The 19,210-nt window shown below is 63.1% G+C and carries 13 protein-coding genes and 3 pseudogenes; 11 read left to right on the forward strand and 5 right to left on the reverse strand.

Features of this window, described 5'->3' with window-relative positions; translation table 11 throughout:
- The first annotated feature begins 6 nt into the window (after window positions 1-6).
- Window positions 7-2,181 (forward strand): phage infection protein, encoded by a 2,175-nt coding sequence (locus AC4ELH_RS13045; RefSeq protein ID WP_498884795.1) that lies wholly within the window; start codon window positions 7-9, stop codon window positions 2,179-2,181.
- Window positions 2,182-2,601: 420 nt separating this feature from the next.
- Here AC4ELH_RS13045 and AC4ELH_RS13050 read toward each other — a convergent pair whose 3' ends face one another.
- A complete protein-coding gene (locus AC4ELH_RS13050; RefSeq protein ID WP_498884797.1) occupies window positions 2,602-2,994 on the reverse strand; it encodes a winged helix-turn-helix transcriptional regulator in 393 nt (130 codons plus the stop codon).
- Between the two features lie 198 nt (window positions 2,995-3,192).
- On the opposite strand from AC4ELH_RS13050, the gene AC4ELH_RS13055 reads away from it, so the two are divergent.
- The 4 genes from AC4ELH_RS13055 to AC4ELH_RS13070 all read left to right on the forward strand — a co-directional run bounded on the left by AC4ELH_RS13055 (window position 3,193) and on the right by AC4ELH_RS13070 (window position 7,086).
- On the forward strand, window positions 3,193-4,269 hold the full coding sequence (locus tag AC4ELH_RS13055; protein WP_498884799.1) for an SMP-30/gluconolactonase/LRE family protein: 1,077 nt from the start codon (window positions 3,193-3,195) through the stop codon (window positions 4,267-4,269).
- Window positions 4,266-5,288 (forward strand): NADPH:quinone reductase, encoded by a 1,023-nt coding sequence (locus AC4ELH_RS13060; protein WP_498884800.1) that lies wholly within the window; start codon window positions 4,266-4,268, stop codon window positions 5,286-5,288. Before AC4ELH_RS13055 ends, AC4ELH_RS13060 begins: the two co-directional genes overlap by 4 nt.
- Before the next feature lie 81 nt (window positions 5,289-5,369).
- Entirely contained in the window at window positions 5,370-6,605 is a 1,236-nt protein-coding gene (locus tag AC4ELH_RS13065; protein WP_498884802.1) for an LVIVD repeat-containing protein, read from the forward strand.
- A 10-nt stretch (window positions 6,606-6,615) separates the two neighbouring features.
- Window positions 6,616-7,086, forward strand: coding sequence for a hypothetical protein (locus AC4ELH_RS13070; RefSeq protein ID WP_498884803.1), 471 nt, complete (start codon window positions 6,616-6,618; stop codon window positions 7,084-7,086).
- Here AC4ELH_RS13070 and AC4ELH_RS13075 read toward each other — a convergent pair.
- From AC4ELH_RS13075 to AC4ELH_RS13085, 3 genes and pseudogenes are all read right to left on the reverse strand, one after another.
- The gene (locus AC4ELH_RS13075; RefSeq protein ID WP_498884805.1) at window positions 7,066-8,313 is read right to left on the reverse strand and encodes a condensation domain-containing protein; all 1,248 of its coding nucleotides are present in this window, start codon (window positions 8,311-8,313) and stop codon (window positions 7,066-7,068) included. The two genes, AC4ELH_RS13070 and AC4ELH_RS13075, sit on opposite strands and share 21 nt — an antisense overlap.
- 5 nt (window positions 8,314-8,318) lie before the next feature.
- Window positions 8,319-9,103 (reverse strand): annotated as a pseudogene (gene budA / locus AC4ELH_RS13080) (acetolactate decarboxylase).
- Window positions 9,100-9,852: a glycine betaine ABC transporter substrate-binding protein gene (locus tag AC4ELH_RS13085; protein ID WP_498884807.1), complete on the reverse strand. Its 753-nt coding sequence runs from the start codon at window positions 9,850-9,852 to the stop codon at window positions 9,100-9,102. The pseudogene budA and the gene AC4ELH_RS13085 overlap by 4 nt, the downstream one beginning before the upstream one ends.
- A 376-nt stretch (window positions 9,853-10,228) precedes the next feature.
- Between AC4ELH_RS13085 and AC4ELH_RS13090 the strand changes: the two genes are divergently transcribed.
- The 5 genes and pseudogenes from AC4ELH_RS13090 to AC4ELH_RS13110 form a co-directional block, all read left to right on the forward strand.
- Window positions 10,229-11,278 (forward strand): enolase C-terminal domain-like protein, encoded by a 1,050-nt coding sequence (locus AC4ELH_RS13090; protein WP_498884809.1) that lies wholly within the window; start codon window positions 10,229-10,231, stop codon window positions 11,276-11,278.
- Window positions 11,279-11,386: 108 nt separating this feature from the next.
- Window positions 11,387-11,578, forward strand: a pseudogene (locus AC4ELH_RS13095) (thiamine pyrophosphate-binding protein); the annotation flags it as partial.
- Between the two features lie 122 nt (window positions 11,579-11,700).
- Window positions 11,701-12,924, forward strand: coding sequence for a thiamine pyrophosphate-dependent enzyme (locus tag AC4ELH_RS13100; protein WP_498884810.1), 1,224 nt, complete (start codon window positions 11,701-11,703; stop codon window positions 12,922-12,924).
- 47 nt (window positions 12,925-12,971) lie between these two features.
- Window positions 12,972-13,628 carry a cysteine hydrolase family protein gene (locus AC4ELH_RS13105; RefSeq protein ID WP_498884812.1) on the forward strand — a complete coding sequence of 219 codons (657 nt, stop codon included), beginning with the start codon at window positions 12,972-12,974 and terminating at the stop codon, window positions 13,626-13,628.
- A gap of 53 nt (window positions 13,629-13,681) precedes the next feature.
- A pseudogene (locus AC4ELH_RS13110) lies at window positions 13,682-15,020 on the forward strand (thiamine pyrophosphate-binding protein); the annotation flags it as partial.
- Window positions 15,021-15,278: 258 nt separating this feature from the next.
- On the opposite strand, the gene AC4ELH_RS13115 reads toward AC4ELH_RS13110, so the two are convergent.
- Window positions 15,279-17,081: a hypothetical protein gene (locus AC4ELH_RS13115; protein WP_133058795.1), complete on the reverse strand. Its 1,803-nt coding sequence runs from the start codon at window positions 17,079-17,081 to the stop codon at window positions 15,279-15,281.
- A 905-nt stretch (window positions 17,082-17,986) separates the two neighbouring features.
- Here AC4ELH_RS13115 and AC4ELH_RS13120 point away from each other — a divergent pair.
- A complete protein-coding gene (locus AC4ELH_RS13120; RefSeq protein ID WP_055119122.1) occupies window positions 17,987-19,210 on the forward strand; it encodes an acyl-CoA dehydrogenase family protein in 1,224 nt (407 codons plus the stop codon).

Raw genomic sequence — 19,210 nt, forward strand, 5'->3', positions numbered from 1 at the left:
GCGGCCATGAAGAAGCTGGACGTCGCCCTCGCCAACTGTCACGGCATCCGGGAGCTCAACGCGACGTTCGACTTCAAACGCGGCAATGCTGTTGCGGTCTACGCGCCGAACGGCACGATGAAGACCTCCCTGGCGCACACGTTCAAGGACTTCGCAAAGGGGGGTGAGACTGTCGACCGCATGTTCCGCGACCGGGTGTCGCAGCGGAGCTTCACCGACGAGGCCGGCACCGAGATCGACCCGGCGGACGTCGTCGTCGTGCTCTCCTACGACGAGGATCTCGGCCCGACCAAGTCGACATCGACCCTCCTCGTCAACGCCGAGCTGCGCAAGAAGTACGAGGCCCTGCAGACCGATCTGCTCGCCGCCCGCACGGAGCTGGTGGCTGCTCTGAAGGTGCAGTCGGGAACGAAGCAGGACGTGATCCGGGCTGTCTCGCAGGCGTTCATGCCTGAGGACGACAAGTTTTTCGAAGCGCTCATGCGCACCAAGTACGAAGTCGACACGCTGGACGCGCCCCGGTTCTCCGATCTTTCTTACGACGTGCTGTTCAACGACAAGCTCGACGCGATCCTAAAGTCGAAGGACCTGCAATCTGAGTTGACGCAGTATGTGACGCGCTGGAACGAGCTATTGGACGAGTCCGCGTTCTTCAGCCGTGAGACGTTCAGCTACTACAACGCGGAGAACGTCACGAAGAGCCTTGGAGCCAACGGTTTCTTCGCGGCCAATCACTCGCTGGTGCTTCAGGGGCCGGCCCAGTCCCGCACCGTGAAGAGCCCTAAGGAGTTCGAGGAACTGGTCGCCGAGGAGAAGCAGCGGATCACCGATGATGAGGTGCTGCGCAAGAGGCTGAACCTCCTGGAGAAGGCACTGCAGCGGAACGAGAACACTCGGCAGTTCTTCGCTTATGTCTCCGAACACGTCGAAATGCTCCCAGAGTTCGCGAACATCGACCTTTTCCGGCAGAAGGTGTGGCAGTCGTACCTGAAGTCTCACGAAGAGCTGTTCACACGCGTCGTCACCTTGTTCGCCAACAGCGAGGCACGCCAGAAGGAGATCGAGCAGGCGGCGGCGGCTGAGCGGACCCAATGGGAGAGGGTCATCGAGATCTTCAACGACCGGTTTTTTGTGCCGTTCAGGCTTAGCGCCGAGAATAAGCACAGGGTCGCGTTGGGCCAGGAGGACGTCCTCAAGCTCGTCTTCAAGTTCGAGGAGGGCGATGAGTCGACGGACGTTGCGCGCGAAGAACTCCTTTCGGTGCTCAGCAACGGCGAGAAGAAAGCGCTCTATATCCTCAACGTGCTGTTCGAGATGGAGGCCCGCAAAGCGTCCGGGCGCGAAACGCTGTTCGTCATCGACGACCTCGCAGACTCGTTCGACTACAAGAACAAGTACGCCATCATCCAGTACCTCAAGGAGATGGCCGAGCACACGAACTTCAAGCTCATCCTCCTGACTCATAACTTCGATTTCTTCCGGACTCTCCTGAGCCGCGGCGTCGTCACTTACAAGCAGTGCTTCATGGCTCAGAAGGGAGAAGCAAAGGTCGTTCTCAGCCAGGCCGAGCACGTGAACAACCCGTTCATCCGGGCGTTCAAGCTGAACTTTTTCAGCGACGGAATGCAGCGGGTGGCGTCGATCCCGTTCGTCAGAAACATCCTTGAGTACACGAAGGGCACCGACGACCCGGACTACATGAGGCTCACCTCGCTGCTGCACTGGAAGCACGATTCGCTGGGCATCACGAATGGAGATCTCGACCGTATCTTCAAGGAGACGTTCCCCGGCAACGAATCTCAGGCGTGGCATGCGGCGAGTGATCCGGTGGTCGACCTGATTTACGCTCAGGCCGACTGTGCGCTGCAGGCCGACGAGGGCGTGAACTTTGAGAACAAGATCGTACTGTCGATTGCGACGCGGTTACAGGCGGAGAAATTCATGGTCGGGGAGCTGAACGATCAGGCCTTCACGGACGCAATCGACGGGAATCAGACGGCCGTCCTCTTTAACTCATTCAAGAACCGCAGTTGCGGGACGCCGGAGTCGACGGCGACCCTCGACACCGTGGTCCTTATGACCCCCGAGAACATTCACGTGAACTCATTTATGTACGAGCCGATCATCGACATGTCGGACGTCGCTTTGCGGAGTTTGTACGCGCAGGTCAAGACCCTCTGACCTCTATGAGCGTGCAAGCATTGTTGAGGTTGGCTTGACCCGTCAGGCTCGAGGGGCGGGGTCACGCGCCACAAGTGCGGCTGCGCCGCACCGCAGTACTTCTATACGGCTACGATTGCGGACTTGATCGGTATCTCCCGCCTGCGGTCGTCGCCGTGCCGCGAACGGATGCCCACTGTCGCTGAAATCTGGGGCGTCGACGAAGACAGCTTCGGCGGCCTGGTGTCACCGGCCGAAAACGGAACCTCTTGGTGGACGGGGGCTTGCGGCTGCGGCGACGCATTACGCCTAGATCGACAGGCAGCGGTCATGCGGAATGTTCCGCGCCTGCTCGGTGAGGCCCGTGGCCCCAGCGTCTACCATCAAATCAGTGGTGCGCGCCGTACAGAACAACCGAGATGGAGATGGCACCTATCAGCATCAATCAGCCTGGACGTCCCAGTGCGGGTTGAGACCATCGATGGTGTCGATGTTGTCTTCGGCCCACGCTCTGATCTGGGCCAACGGTTCGTTCACGCTGATACCCAGCTTGGTCAGCGAATACTCGACCCGCGGCGGCACCTCCGCGTACACGGTCCGCTCCACCAGTGAGGCCGCTTCGAGGCGGCGGAGGGTCTTGGTGAGCATCTTCGCGCCCACTCCGGGCAGCGCGGCTTGGAGTTCGGAGAATCGCATGCGATCGCGCTCGTCGAGCAGTCCGATGGCCAGAGCCGACCACTTATTGGCAAGCAGATCGAGCAACGCGCGACAGGGACATCGTTCGGCGTAGACGTTGTGCTGATCGTGACGTCCCGAGGGACAACGTGTGGGCATCGGACACGACTCCTGGCTGATGACCTGCATTTCTTTCGCTACCGATAGTAATGGGCCTTGAAGGACACCGGGCTGTCGCTTCTACCATTCGGCGTACCGACGTTTCGGCGCATACCGCGTCCGGGGCGACGAGAGTGCAGTCCCGTCGAAAGGGTGGCTGATGGTCCGAACAGGTGGCACCGTTTGGAGAGTGATCGTGTGAGCGGCGTGGAGCCTCTGGGGTCGTGGGTCGGCGAGGACTACGAGGTGGTCGCCGAGATCAGCGAGAGCATGCCGACGGGTGTAACGGTCGCTGACGACGGCCGTGTCTTCGTGTCGTTCCCTCGATGGGGCGACGATGTCCCGTTCACAGTCGCCGAGATCGTCGATGGCCGGCCGGTTCCGTACCCGAACCCGGAGGTGAACCGGTGGTCACCGGGTGATCCCGCGACGCAGCTGATCTCGGTGCAAAGCGTGGTGGTCGACCCGACTGGATCGCTATGGCTTCTCGATACGGGTGCTCCGGAGTTCGGTCCGTTCGTCGCAGGCGGGGCCAAGCTGATACAGGTTGACCTATCGACAAATGAAGTGGTGCGCGTGCTGCGTCCCTCGGCCGAGGCCGTGACGGCGACGACGTACTTGAACGACGTCCGCTTCGACTTCTCGCGCGGGGTGGCCGGTTATGCGTACGTCACCGATTCGCAGCCGACGGGTGCACTGATCGTCTTCGACCTGCACACCGGTGAGTCCTGGTGCCGGCTGCGCGGCCATTACTCGACGCAAGCGGTCGATCAGTTTCGCGCGGTGGTCCAAGGCGTCGTGCGCGAGGGTTACAAGGTCGGTGCCGACGGCATTGCCATGAGTGCCGACGGCTCACGAATCTTCTACTGCCCCTTGTCGAGTCGCCGACTGTATTCGGTGGACACCGCAGCATTGTTGGACCGTGGCCGTGACGATGACGACGTCGCACAGACAATCACCGATCACGGCGACAAAGGCGCCTCCGACGGCATGGAATCCGATACCGACGGCGCGCTGTATGTCACCGCCTACGAGCACTCCGCGGTGTTCAGACGTGACGCCGAGGGTGAGTGGTCAACCGTGTTCCACGGCCGAGATCTGCTGTGGCCCGACACGTTGGCGTTGGGCGGGGACGGCTACCTGTATGTCAGCGTCAACCAGTTGCCCCGTTCGCCGCTGTTCAACTCCGGCGTCGACGACCGGATCCTGCCGTACTTGATCATTCGCAAGCACATCGGCGCGACGCCGATTCGACTGGTGAAGTCCGGTCAGTGAGGGCGATCGTTTACCACCCGGGCGGGGATTCGGTGCTTGAGCTCATCGATCGGCCGATTCCGCCGGTCGGTGCCGGGGAAGTTCGTGTCCGTGTCGTCGTGGCTGGGGTCAAACCGACGGATCTGGACGCTCGCCGTCGGGATCGCGACGCCGTGGCAGCGGCTTACGTCCCCGGACAGGATGGTGCAGGAATCATCGATGCGGTCGGCGAGCACGTCGACGGCATCGAGGTCGGCGACCGCGTGTGGTTGTGGGACGTTGCATGGCAACGCACGGAAGGCACCGCCCAGGAGTACGTCGTGGTGCCGGCGATTCAGGCCGTTCGATTGCCTGCGGAGGTGTCGTTCGACGTCGGTGCCTCGCTGGGCATTCCCGCGTTGACCGCCCACCGCGCGCTCACCTCTCTCGCCGAGGGTCCGCTGGAGCTGTCTGCAGGTGCGCTCAGTGGGCGCTGCGTGCTCGTGGCCGGCGGCGCCGGCGCGGTCGGCAATGCGGCCATCCAATTGGCTCGGTGGGCGGGCGCCGAGATCATCGCCACGGTCAGTGACCAGACCAAGGGGCGGTTGGCCCGAGCTGCGGGCGCTCACCACGTCCTCAACTACCGTGAGGTCGACGTACCCGAGCAGGTTTCCGGCATCGCCGAGCACGGAGTTGACCTCATCGTCGAGGTCAACGCTCAGGCCAACATCGCGGCCGACATGGCCATGATCGGCCATCATGGTGGCATCTCCATCTACACCCCCGGCGACGGCACGACATCGATTCCGTCGATACCGGCGATGACCAAGAACGTTCAGGTGTCCTTCATCCTCACCTACACCACGACGCCGGCCCAGAAGCACCGCGCCATGCAGTCAGTGAGCACCGCGGTTGCCGAAGGGGCGCTCACCGTGGGTGATGCCGCCGGGCTGCCCATCACGCGCTACACACTCGCCGAGACCGAACTCTCCCACAGCGCGGTCGAACACCACGCGGTCGGCAAGGTGCTCATCGACGTCGCAAGCGATCCGACATCCTGACCGAGCGAAAGCCGTACTGATGCTGAAGATTTCACTCCCAAGAACCCGCGTCACTGCCGGATCACGCGACGGGGTGCGGCCGTGAGAGCCCCCGACCTCGCGACCGGGTTCATCCACCTGGGCCACTCCGATCAGGGTGGGCGGCCCGACGCGATGCAAGTGCAGTACTGGCGTGAGCATGTTTACGTCGGGCACCTGTTCAACAGCGGATTCTCGGTCATCGACGTGTCCAGTCCCCGCGAACCGCGCACCGTCGGATTCCACCCGGCGCCGGAGAACACGTGGAACATCCATCTGCAGGCCGCCGATGACCTTCTGCTGGTCATCCACGCCAAGGACCTGTGGAAACAGTTCGACGTCGAACAGAGCTACTACACCGGCTCGGTAGGCACCCGACTGCAGCAGTCAACCAAGGACTGGAGTGCCGGCGTCGCCGTCTACGACATCTCCGATCCCGCCACACCGCGTCAGATCTCGTTCCTCCCGGTCGAGGGCGTTGGAGTGCATCGCCTGTGGTTCCCCGGTGGGCGCTACGCGTACGCCTCGGTGTTGTCGGAGGGCTTCACCGACTACGTGTTCAAGGTCATCGACCTGCATGACCCCGCCAGGCCCTCGTTCATCGGCGAATACTGGCTTCCTGGAATGAATTCCGCTGCCGGCGAGACTCCGGGCTGGGATGAGGACAAGTGGCGATACGCGCTGCATCACGCCATCATCGACGGCGACACCGCTTATGCGTCATGGCGCGACGGCGGTCTGGCCTTGCTGGACATCAGCGATCGGCGACGTCCCCGACAGATCTCGTACCGCAACTGGTCGCCCCCTTTCGGCGGCGGTACGCACACCGCGTTGCCGTTGCCGGGTCGCGGCCTGTTGGTCGTGGCCGATGAGGCCACCGCCGACGACCTCGCCGACGGCCTCAAACACGTCTGGGTGTTCGACGTGCGGGAGCCCGAGAACCCGATCAGCATCGCGACGTTCCCCACACCCGATGAGGACGACTACGCCCACAAGGGGCGTCACTTCGGTCCGCACAATCTGCACGAGAACCGGCCGGGGAGCTTCGTGTCCGAGGAGATCGTCTTCGCCACCTACCAGAACGCCGGGGTGCGTGCCTACGATCTATCGGATCCGTTTCAGCCCGTCCAGGTGGCCGCGTTCGTGCCCGGACAGCCGGACCGCGTGATCGACCCTCGTCCCGGCGGCAAACCGGTCGTGCAGACCGCGGACGTGTACGTCCGCGACGACGGGGTGACGTTCACCACCGATTACAACGGTGGCCTCGACGTTCTGCAGTACACCGGCGAAACGCGTTGAGCGCATTGATATGACAGAGCTTCGGCACACGGCGGCGGCGCCGGTCGCCTCCTACCACCGGCTCGTTACCGGGGCGTCCGGTCTGAGCACGATCGCCGAAGCCGAGCTCGCCGGATTCGTGGTCAGATCGGTGGGTGGGCAGGCGGCTCCGACAGCCGCCAAGGACGTTCCCGGTCACTTCGACAACGTGTCCTTTCTCGTTCTACCCGTCGGTTGGGTTGGTGACTGGCACGAGAGCCCGCATCCGCAATGGGTGGTCGCGTTGCGCGGTCGGTGGTTCATTGAAGCGCAGGACGGGACGCGAGTGGCGTTCGGGCCGGGTGATCTGCATTGGGGAGCCGATCAGCACACCACTGCCGCCGGAGCCGGTGGACACAGACACCGCAGCGGTCAGGCCGGCGATGAGCCCTGCCTGCTGATGATGATCCAACGGGTACGCGACGAGTGCTGCGGTGAGAATTCAGCGGACGACGTGCAGTAACCGATCGACCATGGCATCGAGGAAGTCCCCTGGTGGCGTGTAGCTGGTGGTAACCATCCGAAGCCGGCCCTGGTACGTCGTGACGCCGGTGACGGTCTCGTCGGCGATCTGATTCAGCAGGATCGGGCCCCACAGGGCGTCGGGCCGGATCGCGCGGACAGGATCGGAGTCGTTCTTTCGTACACCGAGATTGGTGACGGTCAGGTCGTGGCTGAGTCCATTGAGCAGGAACTGCTGCGCCCCGTGTGCGCTGATACGGGCCGGCACCATGGACTGCACCGTCCCAGACGCCGTGCGTATACCGTGTGCTGATCTCAACGGCCGGAGCTGGTCCAGCACGTCGCGCGCATCGTCCCAGAACGAGGCGCGATCGGTGGTGGCCATTCCCGTGCGGGCGGCCATGAAGTAGTCGGCACAGTCGTTCGGGTTTCCGATCAACCCGCGAAAGTTGATGGGGGACAACACTCGTACGTAGGGCAGGCTGCGGGAATCCGCGAATGTCCGTGATGCCGCAACGACGATCGCCGAGTGCACGGTAGTTCCGTGGGTTCGGCACTGCTCGACCAGGGCGGCGGTGTCCTTCTCGGTCCACTCGCAGGTAGCGAGGTGAGGAGGGGTTCTGTCGAACGGTCGGATCGTGCTCATGGCACTCAGGTGCGGATCTGCGGCCGGCACGGAGTCTGGTGACAGCGCCGAACCCGGGACACGTGGTGGGTGCTGCGCCAGCATCACTTCCTGCGGCGGCGGAAGAGGGAGCGGTGGGAGTTCGACACCGTTGAGCGCGGACACCAGGTCCTCGACGATCAGAGCCGATGAGATGCCGTCGGCGATGGTGTGATCGAACGTCAGCAGGATGGTGCTGCGCAGCGGTCCCGCCATGAGCGTCGCGCGCACCAGGGGAGCTGCTTGGCGATCGAACGGCGTGGACAGTTCGACGGCCGCGATGTGCGTCCACTGGGCGGAGGTGTCTGCGACGCGTTGTAGGGGGATCGGTCGCACCGACGCCTGGGCGATGAACACGGGACCACCGGCGCCGTCGTCCTCGACCGACACACGCAGCAGCGGGTGCCGCGCCTGAACGGCGCGAAGTGCAGCCCTAAGCGCGGGATCGCCGATTTCAGAGGGAAATTCAGCAACGAACGCGAAGTGAAGCGGGTTGCGTTCGGAGTAGCGGTAGAAGAGCCGCTCGAAGGCACCCAGCGCGCGTTGCGGATGGGGTGTTGTCATGCTCGTCAATCCTGTGAGAGCGAACCTTCCACGCGCCTGATCTCGGCGTCCATGGAATCGTGATGAGATGTGGCGGCGAGGAATTCAGCCGTTTGAGGCAGGCTCAGATGCAGGTCGCATTCCACTGCCAGTTCGATCCGACCCGACTCGAGTTGGCAGTCCAGGACGTGTCCACCGGTTGGCGCGATTCATCGATGAAGTGCAGGTGGTAGCCGGCTACCGATATGCCTTGTTCGAATGCCGGGGTGCGATAGCCGACCAGATTCCCCGAGATCGCGCCAAAGGTCGCTTCCTGTTGGCCCGTGGTCGCATCGGCGAGGCGTGGGTAGGGACGGTGCTGTTCGGCCAGCGTTCTGGTACGAACCTCGCTGAACGTGCCGGAGACGCGTATCGCCACGATCGCGTTGGAGCTGCCGATGGCAGCGTCGATCACGTTGCGCATCGCCGCGAAGGGGGAGGGTTGCTCGACGGGGAGCACCACCTCGGGGGCGAAGTAGGTCACCGCGGCGAACGGCGTCCGTTCGTCGGGACCGGCGAGGACCGCGGTGCCGTCCGAGTGCAGGTGGTAGCAGATGCCGTCGAGCACGACCATCTCACCGTCGAGGTGGTTGAACGTGCCCAGTCCGAAGTCGCCGTGGGTGAGCAGCTGGGCGATCGTGACGTCGCTGTCGTAGACGCCTTCCAACAGGGCGGCGATGGTCGATGTCTGGTAGAGCGTGCCGGGACGCCGCAGTAGGGAGTGAGCGAGTTCGCCTGCAGTGGTGCGCTCGTCGGGCGCGGGCGCTGTCATGCCGAGAAGTCCGTGTACGGGCTGGACGAGCGTTTACGGATCGCCGCGTCGAGTCGTACGAGCATCTCGTTGCCGATGTACAGCTGAGCGAGATCGGCCAGGGCCGCCTCTCCGATGAGATGTTCGGAGTCCCGCAAGACGAGCAAGGTGGCGTTGTCGGTCGCTCCGAGGATCACCTTCGGGTCTTGCAGCCGGCGAATCCGGAAACGTGCGTGCAGGGCCTGCGGATGCCAGAACGGCATCACCACCCACTGCTGATCCCCTACGGCGTCGATGAAGCGCTGAATGCAGTCATCCTCGGTGCCGTTCTCGAAGTGGTAACCGGCGCCGTCAAGCCCGTACTCACTGACGGCCCGCGGGGACATCTCACTGATACCGGCCCCGGGCGCCATACCCTGGATGCGGCGATCCATGCGATCGAGCGCGAGCGGGCGCAGAAGATCCGATATTGACGCGATTTCCGCAGGAACGTAATCCGGCACCCCCCAGATCGGGTAGGGCTCGTAGAGGACGCTGAGCATGCGCACCTTATCGGCGAGCGGGGCGAAGTACTGGCCGTGACTCCACGGCAACCACGCCGCGACGAGCACGTCCACTTCGGATCTGCCGAACGCCTCGAACATCAACGAGTGCGGCGCCGAGGTCCGCTCGACGTCGTGACCGTGGGAGCGCAGCACCAATTCGACCTGTTCGGCGGCGGCATCGTGAAACGACAGTCCAATGTGTCCAACGCGGACGGGTCTGGGCACAACATTCCTTCCGCCGACCAACATGCAACCACGCCGCCAACGTAATCGCCGAAGTGCGGTATCAAGCAAGGGCGGCAACTATCACCGAGGGAACTATGGAGCGCCAGAGTGGACGGGGCCGTATGCCCCGGTGCTTGCTCGCCCCGCCATACGCTCCAATGCTTTCCGTGAGGAAACTTGCGGGCCTTGACGGAAAGCGGCGTCTCGCAGTTACCGTTTCGGCCTGGCCGCAGGCGTGCGCACGTCGGCTACCAAACGGTCTTCGTCGAGACCTCAACTCCCCACGATCGAGAGGCGGCCGAAGATGGAAGACCACGTCTCGGGAATGGCCGACTCGGGATTGACCATAGGACACGTATCGACGCGCGTAGTGGTCGTGCCGCTGGGGAGACCGGTGATCGCCGACATCGGCCGATTCGATCGATGGCCCCTGGTGCTCGTCGATATCGAAACCACCAACGGGGTCGTGGGTTCGAGCTACATCGCGCCCTACCGGCAGTCCGCGGTGCGTGGAATCGTCGCCGAAATCAGCGACCTGGTCGACAACGTCGTCTTTCGCGGCTCGTCACCGATCGACGTCTTCGACTCCGCCGCCAAGGCAACCAACGTCGTGGGAACTGCTGGCGTGTCGCGGATCGCGGCCTCGGCGTTGGACATGGCTCTGTGGGACGCCCTGGCCAAACAGGCCGGTCTGCCGCTGGCCGTTCTGCTCGGCGGATCAGTCGGGCCCGTGCGGGCTTACAACAGCAACGGACTGTGGCGCCACGACCCGGCGACGCTACAAGCCGAGGCCGCCGAACTGCTCTCGGACGGCGGCTTCACCGCCGTCAAGGTGCGCCTGGGCAACGAACACCTCGAAGACGATCTGTACGCCATCTCGGCGGTCCGCGGAGCCACCGAAGCGCACCTCGACTTGATGGTGGACTTCAATCAGGCGTTGGGATTCGGGGACGCCGTGCGGCGATGCCACGAACTCGACGATCAGGGCTTGTACTGGTTCGAGGAACCGATCGCCTACGACAACCTCAGCGGATACGCCCAGCTGGCAAGGCATGTGAAGACGCCGCTGCAGCTCGGCGAAAACCACTACGGGCCAAGGGATCTGTGGAATCTGGCGGCCGCTGGCGGCGTCCATTACGCAATGGGGGATCTGATGCGGATAGGCGGCGTGACCGGTTGGCTTCGAACAGCCGGAGTGGCCGCGGCAGCAGGTATCCAATACTCCAACCACCTCTACCCGGAATTTGCCGCCCACCTGTTGCGGGTCAGCCCGTCCGCGCACTGGTTGGAGTGGGTGGACTGGGCGCATCCGATCCTGGATAACCCGGCCCTACCAGTTGACGGTCACGTCACGGCCCCCAACCTTGCGGGCGCCGGCCTGATCTGGGACGAGCCCGCTATCCGCAAGTACGTGGTATCGGTATGACGGCCACGACAGCCACCCGATACGAACCGCATAGAAACGAGAGTCGAGACCATGTTCACGGTGCGTGAGGCGTTCTTCGAAGTGGCCCGCCAGCTGCGTCTGACGACGATGTTCGGGAACCCGGGATCGACGGAAGAACCACTCCTGCAGGACTTCCCCGACGATTTCACCTACGTGCTCACGCTGCAGGAATCACCGGCGGTGGCAATGGCCGACGGCTACGCGCAACGGACCGGACGACCGGCCTTGGTCAACCTGCACACCGCGGCCGGACTCGGAAACGCCATCGGCAACATCGAAAGCGCTTTCTACAATCGGGCTCCGCTGATCATCACGGCCGGCCAGCAGACACGCGAAATGCTGCTGCTGGAACCGTATTTGACGAACTCCGCACCGCACGTCGTCGCCGAGCCCTTCGTGAAGTGGGCCTACGAACCGGCGCGTGCCGAGGATGTCCCGGCAGCGCTGGTCCGCGCCTATGCCGCCGCCGTGCTTCCCCCCGCGGGACCGGTGTTCCTGTCCATCCCCATGGACGACTGCGACAAGGCCGTGGCGCGCATTCCAGCGGTACGCACGGTGAGTTCACGGTTGGCGGCCGACCCGGTCACACTGGCCCCGATCATCGACGCCCTACGCTCAGCGACCGCGCCAGCCCTGGTGTTCGGTGGGGCGGTCGATCAGTCGGGGGGTGGGACGACGCCGTTGCGCTCGCCGAGCGGTTGCGTTGCAAGGTCTACGCCGCACCGTTGGAGGGCAGACCCGGATTCCCCGAGAATCATCCCCAATTCGCGGGGTCACTGCCACCGGCCATCGGTCCACTGGGACTGCGATTGTCCGACCACGACATCGTCGTCGTCATCGGTGCGCCGGTGTTCCGTTACTACCCCTACATTCCCGGCGAATACGTCGCAGACACGACAACACTGTTCCACGTCACCGACGACCCATCAGAAGCCGCGCGAGCGCCCGTGGGCACCTCGATCCTCGCCGACCCCGCCCGCGCATGCGCTGTTCTCGCCGAAGCGCTTCCCCAAGCCAGCCGCGAAGTCGCGGTCACACCGAAGGCCGAGGCTGTCGCCGATCCCGACCATCTGACCCCGGTCCTGCTGTACACGACGATCGAGCAGGTGCGGCCAACCGACAGCGTCATCGTTCAAGAATCCATGTCAACAGTCGGGCAGCTACGCCGAATCATCCCTACAGCTAGTCCGGCGTCGTTCTACTCGATGTCGAGCGGCGTCCTCGGCTACGGACTTCCCGCCGCGGTCGGCGTCGCCCTCGCCGAACGTGAGCAGGGCTCCCACCGCAAGGTCATCTGCATCGTCGGGGACGGTGCCGCCAACTACGTCATCCAGGGCATCTGGACGGCCGTCCAACAGCGACTCCCCGTGCTGTTCGTCGTGGCTCGAAACGGCGCGTACAACATCTTGAAGTCCTTCGCTGAACTGCTGGAAACACCGGGAGTGCCCGGACTCGACCTCCCGGGGCTGGACTTCATTGCGCTCGCCAACGGCTACGGATGCACGGCCGAACGCGTCTCCCATCCCGCCGCTCTGCGTGACGTCCTGGCACGCGGTGTCGCAGCAGACCGGCCTCATCTCATCGAGGTGAGTGTGGACGCGACCGTTCCACCTCTACTGTCCTGACAAAGTGCCGTCGACGAATCGACTCATCAGATCCCGAGGAACCGAATATGCAGATCACCAAGCACGACACCGCAGTTGTGTTCATCGATCCCCAGATCGATGTCCTTAGTCCCCGCGGAAAGAACTGGGCGGTGCTCGAAGACAGCGTCACAGAGAACGGAACCGTCGAGCACATGACCGCCATCTTCGAGGCCGCCAAGACTCACGGATTCCACGTCGCAATCTCGCCCCACTACTTCTATCCCGCAGATGACGACTGGAAATTCAACGGCCCCTTGGAATCCGCTGAGTTCGAATCACGGACCTTCAGCCGTGCGGGTGCATTGGACCTGACCGGATTCAGCGAGTCGGGCGCCGACTGGCTTCCGGAGTTCAAGCCCTACATCGACGACGGGCGCACCATCGTCGCCAGCCCCCACAAGGTGTTCGGACCCCAGACCAATGACCTCGTTCTGCAACTGCGCAAACGCCGGGTGAGCAAGGTCATCCTGGGCGGCATGCTGGCGAACATGTGCGTTGAATCCCACCTGCGCGAGCTACTGGAACAGGGATTCGAAGTCGTCGTCGTCACCGACGCCACAGCCGGACCCCGGCACCCGCTCTGGGGTGACGGATACCAGGCAGCGATGGTGAACTACCAATACCTCGCCCACCACGTCACCACGACAGCCGCCATCACCGCACAGATGGCCGCATCCGCTTAGTAGTCACGCACGCCCATGAGTCATCGACCACGTCGAGGAAGGCCGGTATCGCCATGGCAACTGTTGCCGATCACGTCATCTCGGTATTGAAGCTCAGCGGTATCCGCCGCATCTACGGCTTGCCCGGCGACAGCCTCAACGGATTCACCGACGCCATTCGCCGAGCTGGCGACATCAGCTGGGAACACGTCCGCCATGAGGAGACCGCGGCGTTCGCCGCCGGCGCCGATGCCGCACTCACAGATCAGCTCGCCGTCTGCGTCGGCAGCTGCGGGCCCGGCAATCTACATCTGATCAACGGACTGTTCGATGCGCAACGCAGCCGGGTCCCCGTGCTCGCGATCGCCGCGCACATCCCGCGGACGGAGATCGGTTCCGAGTACTTCCAGGAAACCCATCCACAGGACCTGTTCGGAGAATGCAGCGTGTACTGCGAACTGGTCAGCACACCCGAGATGATGCCGCGCATCCTGGAGATGGCGATGCGCGCCGCCATCGAGGAGAGAGGCGTCGCCGTCGTCGTGGTGCCCGGCGAGATCTTCCTGGCCAAGATGGCCAAGTCGCCGTGGCTACGGCCTGTGCTGCCCACCAGATCCGTGGTCCGGCCCACCGACGAGTCGTTGGCCGCCGCCGCGGCGATCCTCAACGGCGCCAACAACATCACCATCCTCGGTGGTGCCGGGGTGGCCGGCGCGCATGATGAACTGCTTCAGCTGGCCGCCACCCTGCAGGCGCCGATCGTGCACGCGCTGCGCGGCAAGGAGTACATCGAATACGACAACCCCTACGACGTCGGCATGACCGGGCTGCTCGGGTTCGCGTCAGGATACAAAGCCATCGACGAGGCCGACGTGCTGCTGATGCTCGGTACCGACTTTCCGTATCAGCAGTTCTATCCCGAGAAGGCGACGGTCATCCAGGTCGACATCCGCGGCCGCCATCTGGGCCGCCGAACCCCGGTCGACCTGGGTTTGGTCGGTAGGGTCGCCGACACACTGAGCGCTCTGCAGCCGCTGCTACAGCAGAAGCGTGACCGCACCCACCTCGATCGCTGTCTGCGGCACTACCGCAACACCCGCTCATCGCTGGACGCACTCGCGGTCAACGATCGCGATCGCACCCCCATACGGCCGGAATATGTTGCGGCAGAAGCCAGTCGGATGGCCACCGACGATGCGGTGTTCACCGTCGACGTAGGCTCCCCGGTGGTGTGGGCCGCCCGCTATCTGACGATGAATGGAAAGCGGCGGCTGATCGGTTCGTTCAACCACGGCACCATGGCGTGCGCACTGCCCCTGGCGATAGGCGCCCAGGCCGTGGATCGTCGGCGTCAGGTCGTTGCGTTCGCGGGTGACGGTGGGGCTGACGATGTTGTTCGGCGAGCTGATCTCCTCGTTGTCGGTTGCAAAACTCCGTGTCATATCAGGATGCCCTGACCTGCGCTTTCGCGTGATTGCATCAGGTTTGTCGAACGGGTTTTTGCATTCTGGATGTCGAATCCTAGAACGGTACGGTGGTGCACGACCTCAGCGCACGGGCGGCGCTCGATGACGGCGGCCGGGGCCACGGTGGCGCTCTCATGATGCGGGGTGAATCTGCCCCGGGTGCTGCCACTTTGGGCGTTACGAGCGGTTGTGCGTTCACCGATGATCATTGCGCGGCATAGGATTTACGGCGCAAGGTGCGTTTGCTGCTCGCCAGAGGCTGGCTCGATATCGAGCGGTTGTTGAGCGATCGGGCGAGCACTCGTGTGGCTTCGAGTTCGCCGAGGTATCTGACGCTCACTCCGTCGGTGAGTGGCTCGATCCTGGAGTGGCCCTCTTCGATCTCAAGGTACTTGCCGAGGAAGAACAACGCGTTCTTTCCGACGTCAATCTTCTGGCCTGCCAGCGAAATCGTTGTGGGGTTGATCGCAAGAAATTCATAGGTGCGGCCGGATTCCCGCGCGATCTCTGGCGGGTGGACGTCGTGGTAGACAGTGAAGGGTCTTGACTTCGATGTTGGGACAGCTTGGCCTGAAACGAGTTTGGCTGCAAAGAGGATGTCCCGCGCCTCGTCTGCGGACATCTCTTCGGGCATCGTCAGTAGCACTGGCACGTGATCTTGAATCTGGGCCAGCGCTTCGCAAATCCCTGGCCAGTGTCCCGAGTTACCGGATCGGTCGGTGGGGAGAGTCGCGACGATGCCGTAGTCCCTCGGTCCGTAGGTTAGAGCGAAGGCAAGGCGGTTCGGACTATGCCACGCAGACAAGACTTTCAGGCTGTCAATGAGCTCGGCGGGTCTGCGGCCAGCGAGGTCGTAGTCAACTTCAAGACTCATGGTTCCATCAAGCTGGCCTGCTTGTACCAGCATCTCCAACGTGAAGAGATTGGCCTGGTCGGTGAAGACACTACGTATGCCGGCCTGGCCGGCAGACTGTTCGATTCTCTGGATGGTCGTGCTGGCGATGACTGTCTCGGAGTCTGGCTCAACGACGGCAACGATCAGCTCAATTGGGTCTGCTTGTTCGTCTGCGGGGGCTGCAATCACCTGAAGGCTGGCGTCCTGCAGCTCCCCGCCAAGACCGCCAGGAAGGTCGAGTAGGCCGCTGACGGTGCCGCGCGGCATCGCCATCGGCGCTCCGTAGGCGATGAACTTCTGAAATTGCTCCTGCAGTTCGTTGTCTCCGCGGGGAAAAGCGACCTGGAGTTGGGCGGTTATCGGGCGCTCCCGCAGGGACTCCAGCGAGAGCGCAAAGATCTTTATCGCGACCCATACCGAGTCGTGTTGCATTGCGTACACGCCGACGAGACCGGGGTCCTCCGGTACGGGCGTGGGCGCGGGCGGGCTGTCTGAAACGCTGAACTCGTACCGGTAGAACGGGTCGTGGTCGTTGAGTGCCTTGTAGATCGACGCAAGGTCGGACATGACGTCCGTGGCTATGAGTGGTTCGTTGGGTCGGCGATTAACGCGGTGGGCGATGATCGCGGTGAGGTTGTCCACGGCGGCCTGAAGACGCTCCTTGCCGTCGCGCACGTAGTAGTCGACGACCTTCGGATACTGAGCGGCTTTCGTGTCGCAGTACAGCAGACCGTGTGTCTCGCAAGGGAATTTTGCGTCTGCGGTGAGCTGCTTCAGCCAGTTGGCAAGGTTGTGGTCGGTGAGGTCGAGCGGCATGACGAGATGCCATTCGATGATCTCCCAGCCTTCCGCCTTGCTGGCGTCGACGACGTTGTTGAACGACTTGGTGATCTTGCGTTTCTGGCTGCTGGTCAGGTTGGCATGGTACTTCTTGACCTGATAGACGGTGCGGTGCTTGGCGAAGCCTTCGGGGCCGGGCACGAAGATGTCGACGCCACCGTCGCCTTGACTAGGTCGGACGCGAACGGCGTTGGGGAAGTCGCTGCAGATGAACATGCCAACGACGGCTTCGATGTCGTCGCCTTCATGGCGAGTCCATTCAACTCGCGCCATGGACTACACCCTCTTCCAGACTGCGGGAGCGGCGCCGTCTGTGCCGAGCGCCAACGCCTGAGACTCACTCAACCACCCTGCGGCCGTGTGCTGGCGCCGACACCCCGAACTTCTGATCCCACACTGGAGGCGCGTTGCGGGCGCGGCGGTTCGGCCAGCTGGCACCCCCATCGAATGCCGACGTCCGGAGCTGTAGCAGCTGGGTCCGTCTTCCAAAGAGGCGCTCGATGCTATGGCGCGGTCGGCCTAGTGTCAGCTCATGCCGTCGTCGCGGGCTGCCCGAAGTCCTCAGCGTGTTCAGCCTAAAAAGGAGCCCCGGCAGTCATCATTCATCGGTCGGCGTGGCCTACCGGAGACGGTTGGTTAGCATTGCTGGACATTCTCAAATCCGTGTCACTTGAGACATCGGAGTGACATCGATTTTGAGAATGTGACATCACGTTTGAGAACGGACAACCGCCTGTCCGTTCTCATATAGCTTGTCACATCCCAGGCCGCTGAGCTGGGAAGACCGAGACGTTCTCGTTTGATGTCACGCTCGCTTTTCTCAATTTTGTCACTTTTCGCATCCGCTCCGCCGGCAGCGCTGTCACCGGAAGCGGTTCCGCTGCGCCGGCCTAAACGGCACGCTCGGCGTCGATGTAGACAACCGCCAGGTCCACACATCGCGTTGTCGAAGTTTCGTCACTTTCAAACTCGCGGCGGTTCACTGGATGGCAGATCTGTTCAAGTTCGATGCGTCGTGTGTAGAGGTCACGTCCGAGGACTTGTTCGGCGTTCTTACGTGGCGGTATAGGTGAGGGTCAGACACGTGCAGGTCGGGTGACCTCACGCTATGGCTGGGGCTAGTCCGCGCGGGAGCCTGTCATGGCACCCCGCCAACGACGGCCGAAGGAAGCAGAAAGATGACCTCACCCGCGACGACGCGAACGGCGCCCCCTGACTCTCTCACCCTCGATGAGGCGCTGGAGCGCGCGCGTTCGATCGGCCAGCAGGTTCTAGCTGAGGCTCCCGATACTGAACGAAAATCTCGTCACTCCGAAGCACTGCACGCGCAGTTCCTCGACGCTGGTTTCTACCATCTCCTGCGCCCGAAAACTTGGGGCGGCTATGAGTTCACTCTCCCTGACTTTCTGAGGGTCATGCGCGAGATTGCGTATGCCGACATGGCGACCGCCTGGTGTCTGACACTTGCTTCCGGACACAATCTGCAAGTCGCCTCTTACTGGAGTGAGAAGGCACAGCGGCAGCTTTTCGCAGGCGATTATTTTGCTGCGCCGATGACGAGCGCACCCTCAGGCACCCTCACCCGGGTCGACGGCGGCTTTCTGGTCGACGGCGTGCACCGATACGCCTCCGGTGTGCCTTACGCGACGCATTTCAGTGGGCACGCCTTCCACGATGACCGACCCGGCGTCGTCTCGAACTTCATCGCTCCGCGCGGCACGTACGAAGTGCTCGATGATTGGGGAGGCACCCTCGGGCTAAGGGGTAGCGGTTCAAACTCGGTGAAGTTCGAGCGCGCCTTCATCCCCGAAGAGTTTGTGCTCGAAGGGGTCAGTCAACTCTCGATCGATCCGGCCACCCAGGCCCCCGGCCGGGCGCTGCACGCTAACCCGATGTATGGGGCGCCGGGTATCGGGTTCTTCTCTCTCGAACTGAATTCGCTCGCCCTCGGCGCGGCCCTCGCTCTGTTTGACGAATACGACGCTCAGATGACGGTGCGCAAGACCGTGAACGCTCCCTTCGTCCTGCGTGTGGACGACACCTTCTTCCAGTGGCGCTACGGACGAGCTCGGGCGAAACTCGATGCCTCGCTCGCGAGTATGGACTTCGCGGGAGCGTTGTTTGACCGCACCATCGCTGACTCGGTGTCAACTCCTTACTCACGAGCGTCGGACGTCCACGTTGCCCTCGTCGCACATGAATCCGCACGACTGCTCTGGGACGCCGTCAGCGATTTTCTCTTCAAGTCGATCGGTTCGAGTGCCGTCGTTCAGGGCACTCGCACTGAACGCATCTGGCGAGACCTCAGTCAATGGTGGAGTCACCTCAACACCCAACTTGCCGATCCCACCGCCGCCATGTACGCCGCGGAACATTTCGCCGGCGCGCGAGCGGAGTCATGA

It is taken from the genome of Mycobacterium shunyiense (genome assembly GCF_058270075.1).

What these genes read in the sequence shown, in the direction of transcription:
- AC4ELH_RS13045 (WP_498884795.1), top strand. Translation starts at nt 7, where the DNA reads ATGAAGAAGCTGGACGTCGCCCTCGCCAACTGTCACGGCATCCGGGAG.
- AC4ELH_RS13050 (WP_498884797.1), bottom strand. Translation starts at nt 2,994, where the DNA reads ATGCCCACACGTTGTCCCTCGGGACGTCACGATCAGCACAACGTCTAC.
- AC4ELH_RS13070 (WP_498884803.1), top strand. Translation starts at nt 6,616, where the DNA reads ATGACAGAGCTTCGGCACACGGCGGCGGCGCCGGTCGCCTCCTACCAC.
- AC4ELH_RS13075 (WP_498884805.1), bottom strand. Translation starts at nt 8,313, where the DNA reads ATGACAACACCCCATCCGCAACGCGCGCTGGGTGCCTTCGAGCGGCTC.
- AC4ELH_RS13105 (WP_498884812.1), top strand. Translation starts at nt 12,972, where the DNA reads ATGCAGATCACCAAGCACGACACCGCAGTTGTGTTCATCGATCCCCAG.
- AC4ELH_RS13115 (WP_133058795.1), bottom strand. Translation starts at nt 17,081, where the DNA reads ATGGCGCGAGTTGAATGGACTCGCCATGAAGGCGACGACATCGAAGCC.
- AC4ELH_RS13120 (WP_055119122.1), top strand. Translation starts at nt 17,987, where the DNA reads ATGACCTCACCCGCGACGACGCGAACGGCGCCCCCTGACTCTCTCACC.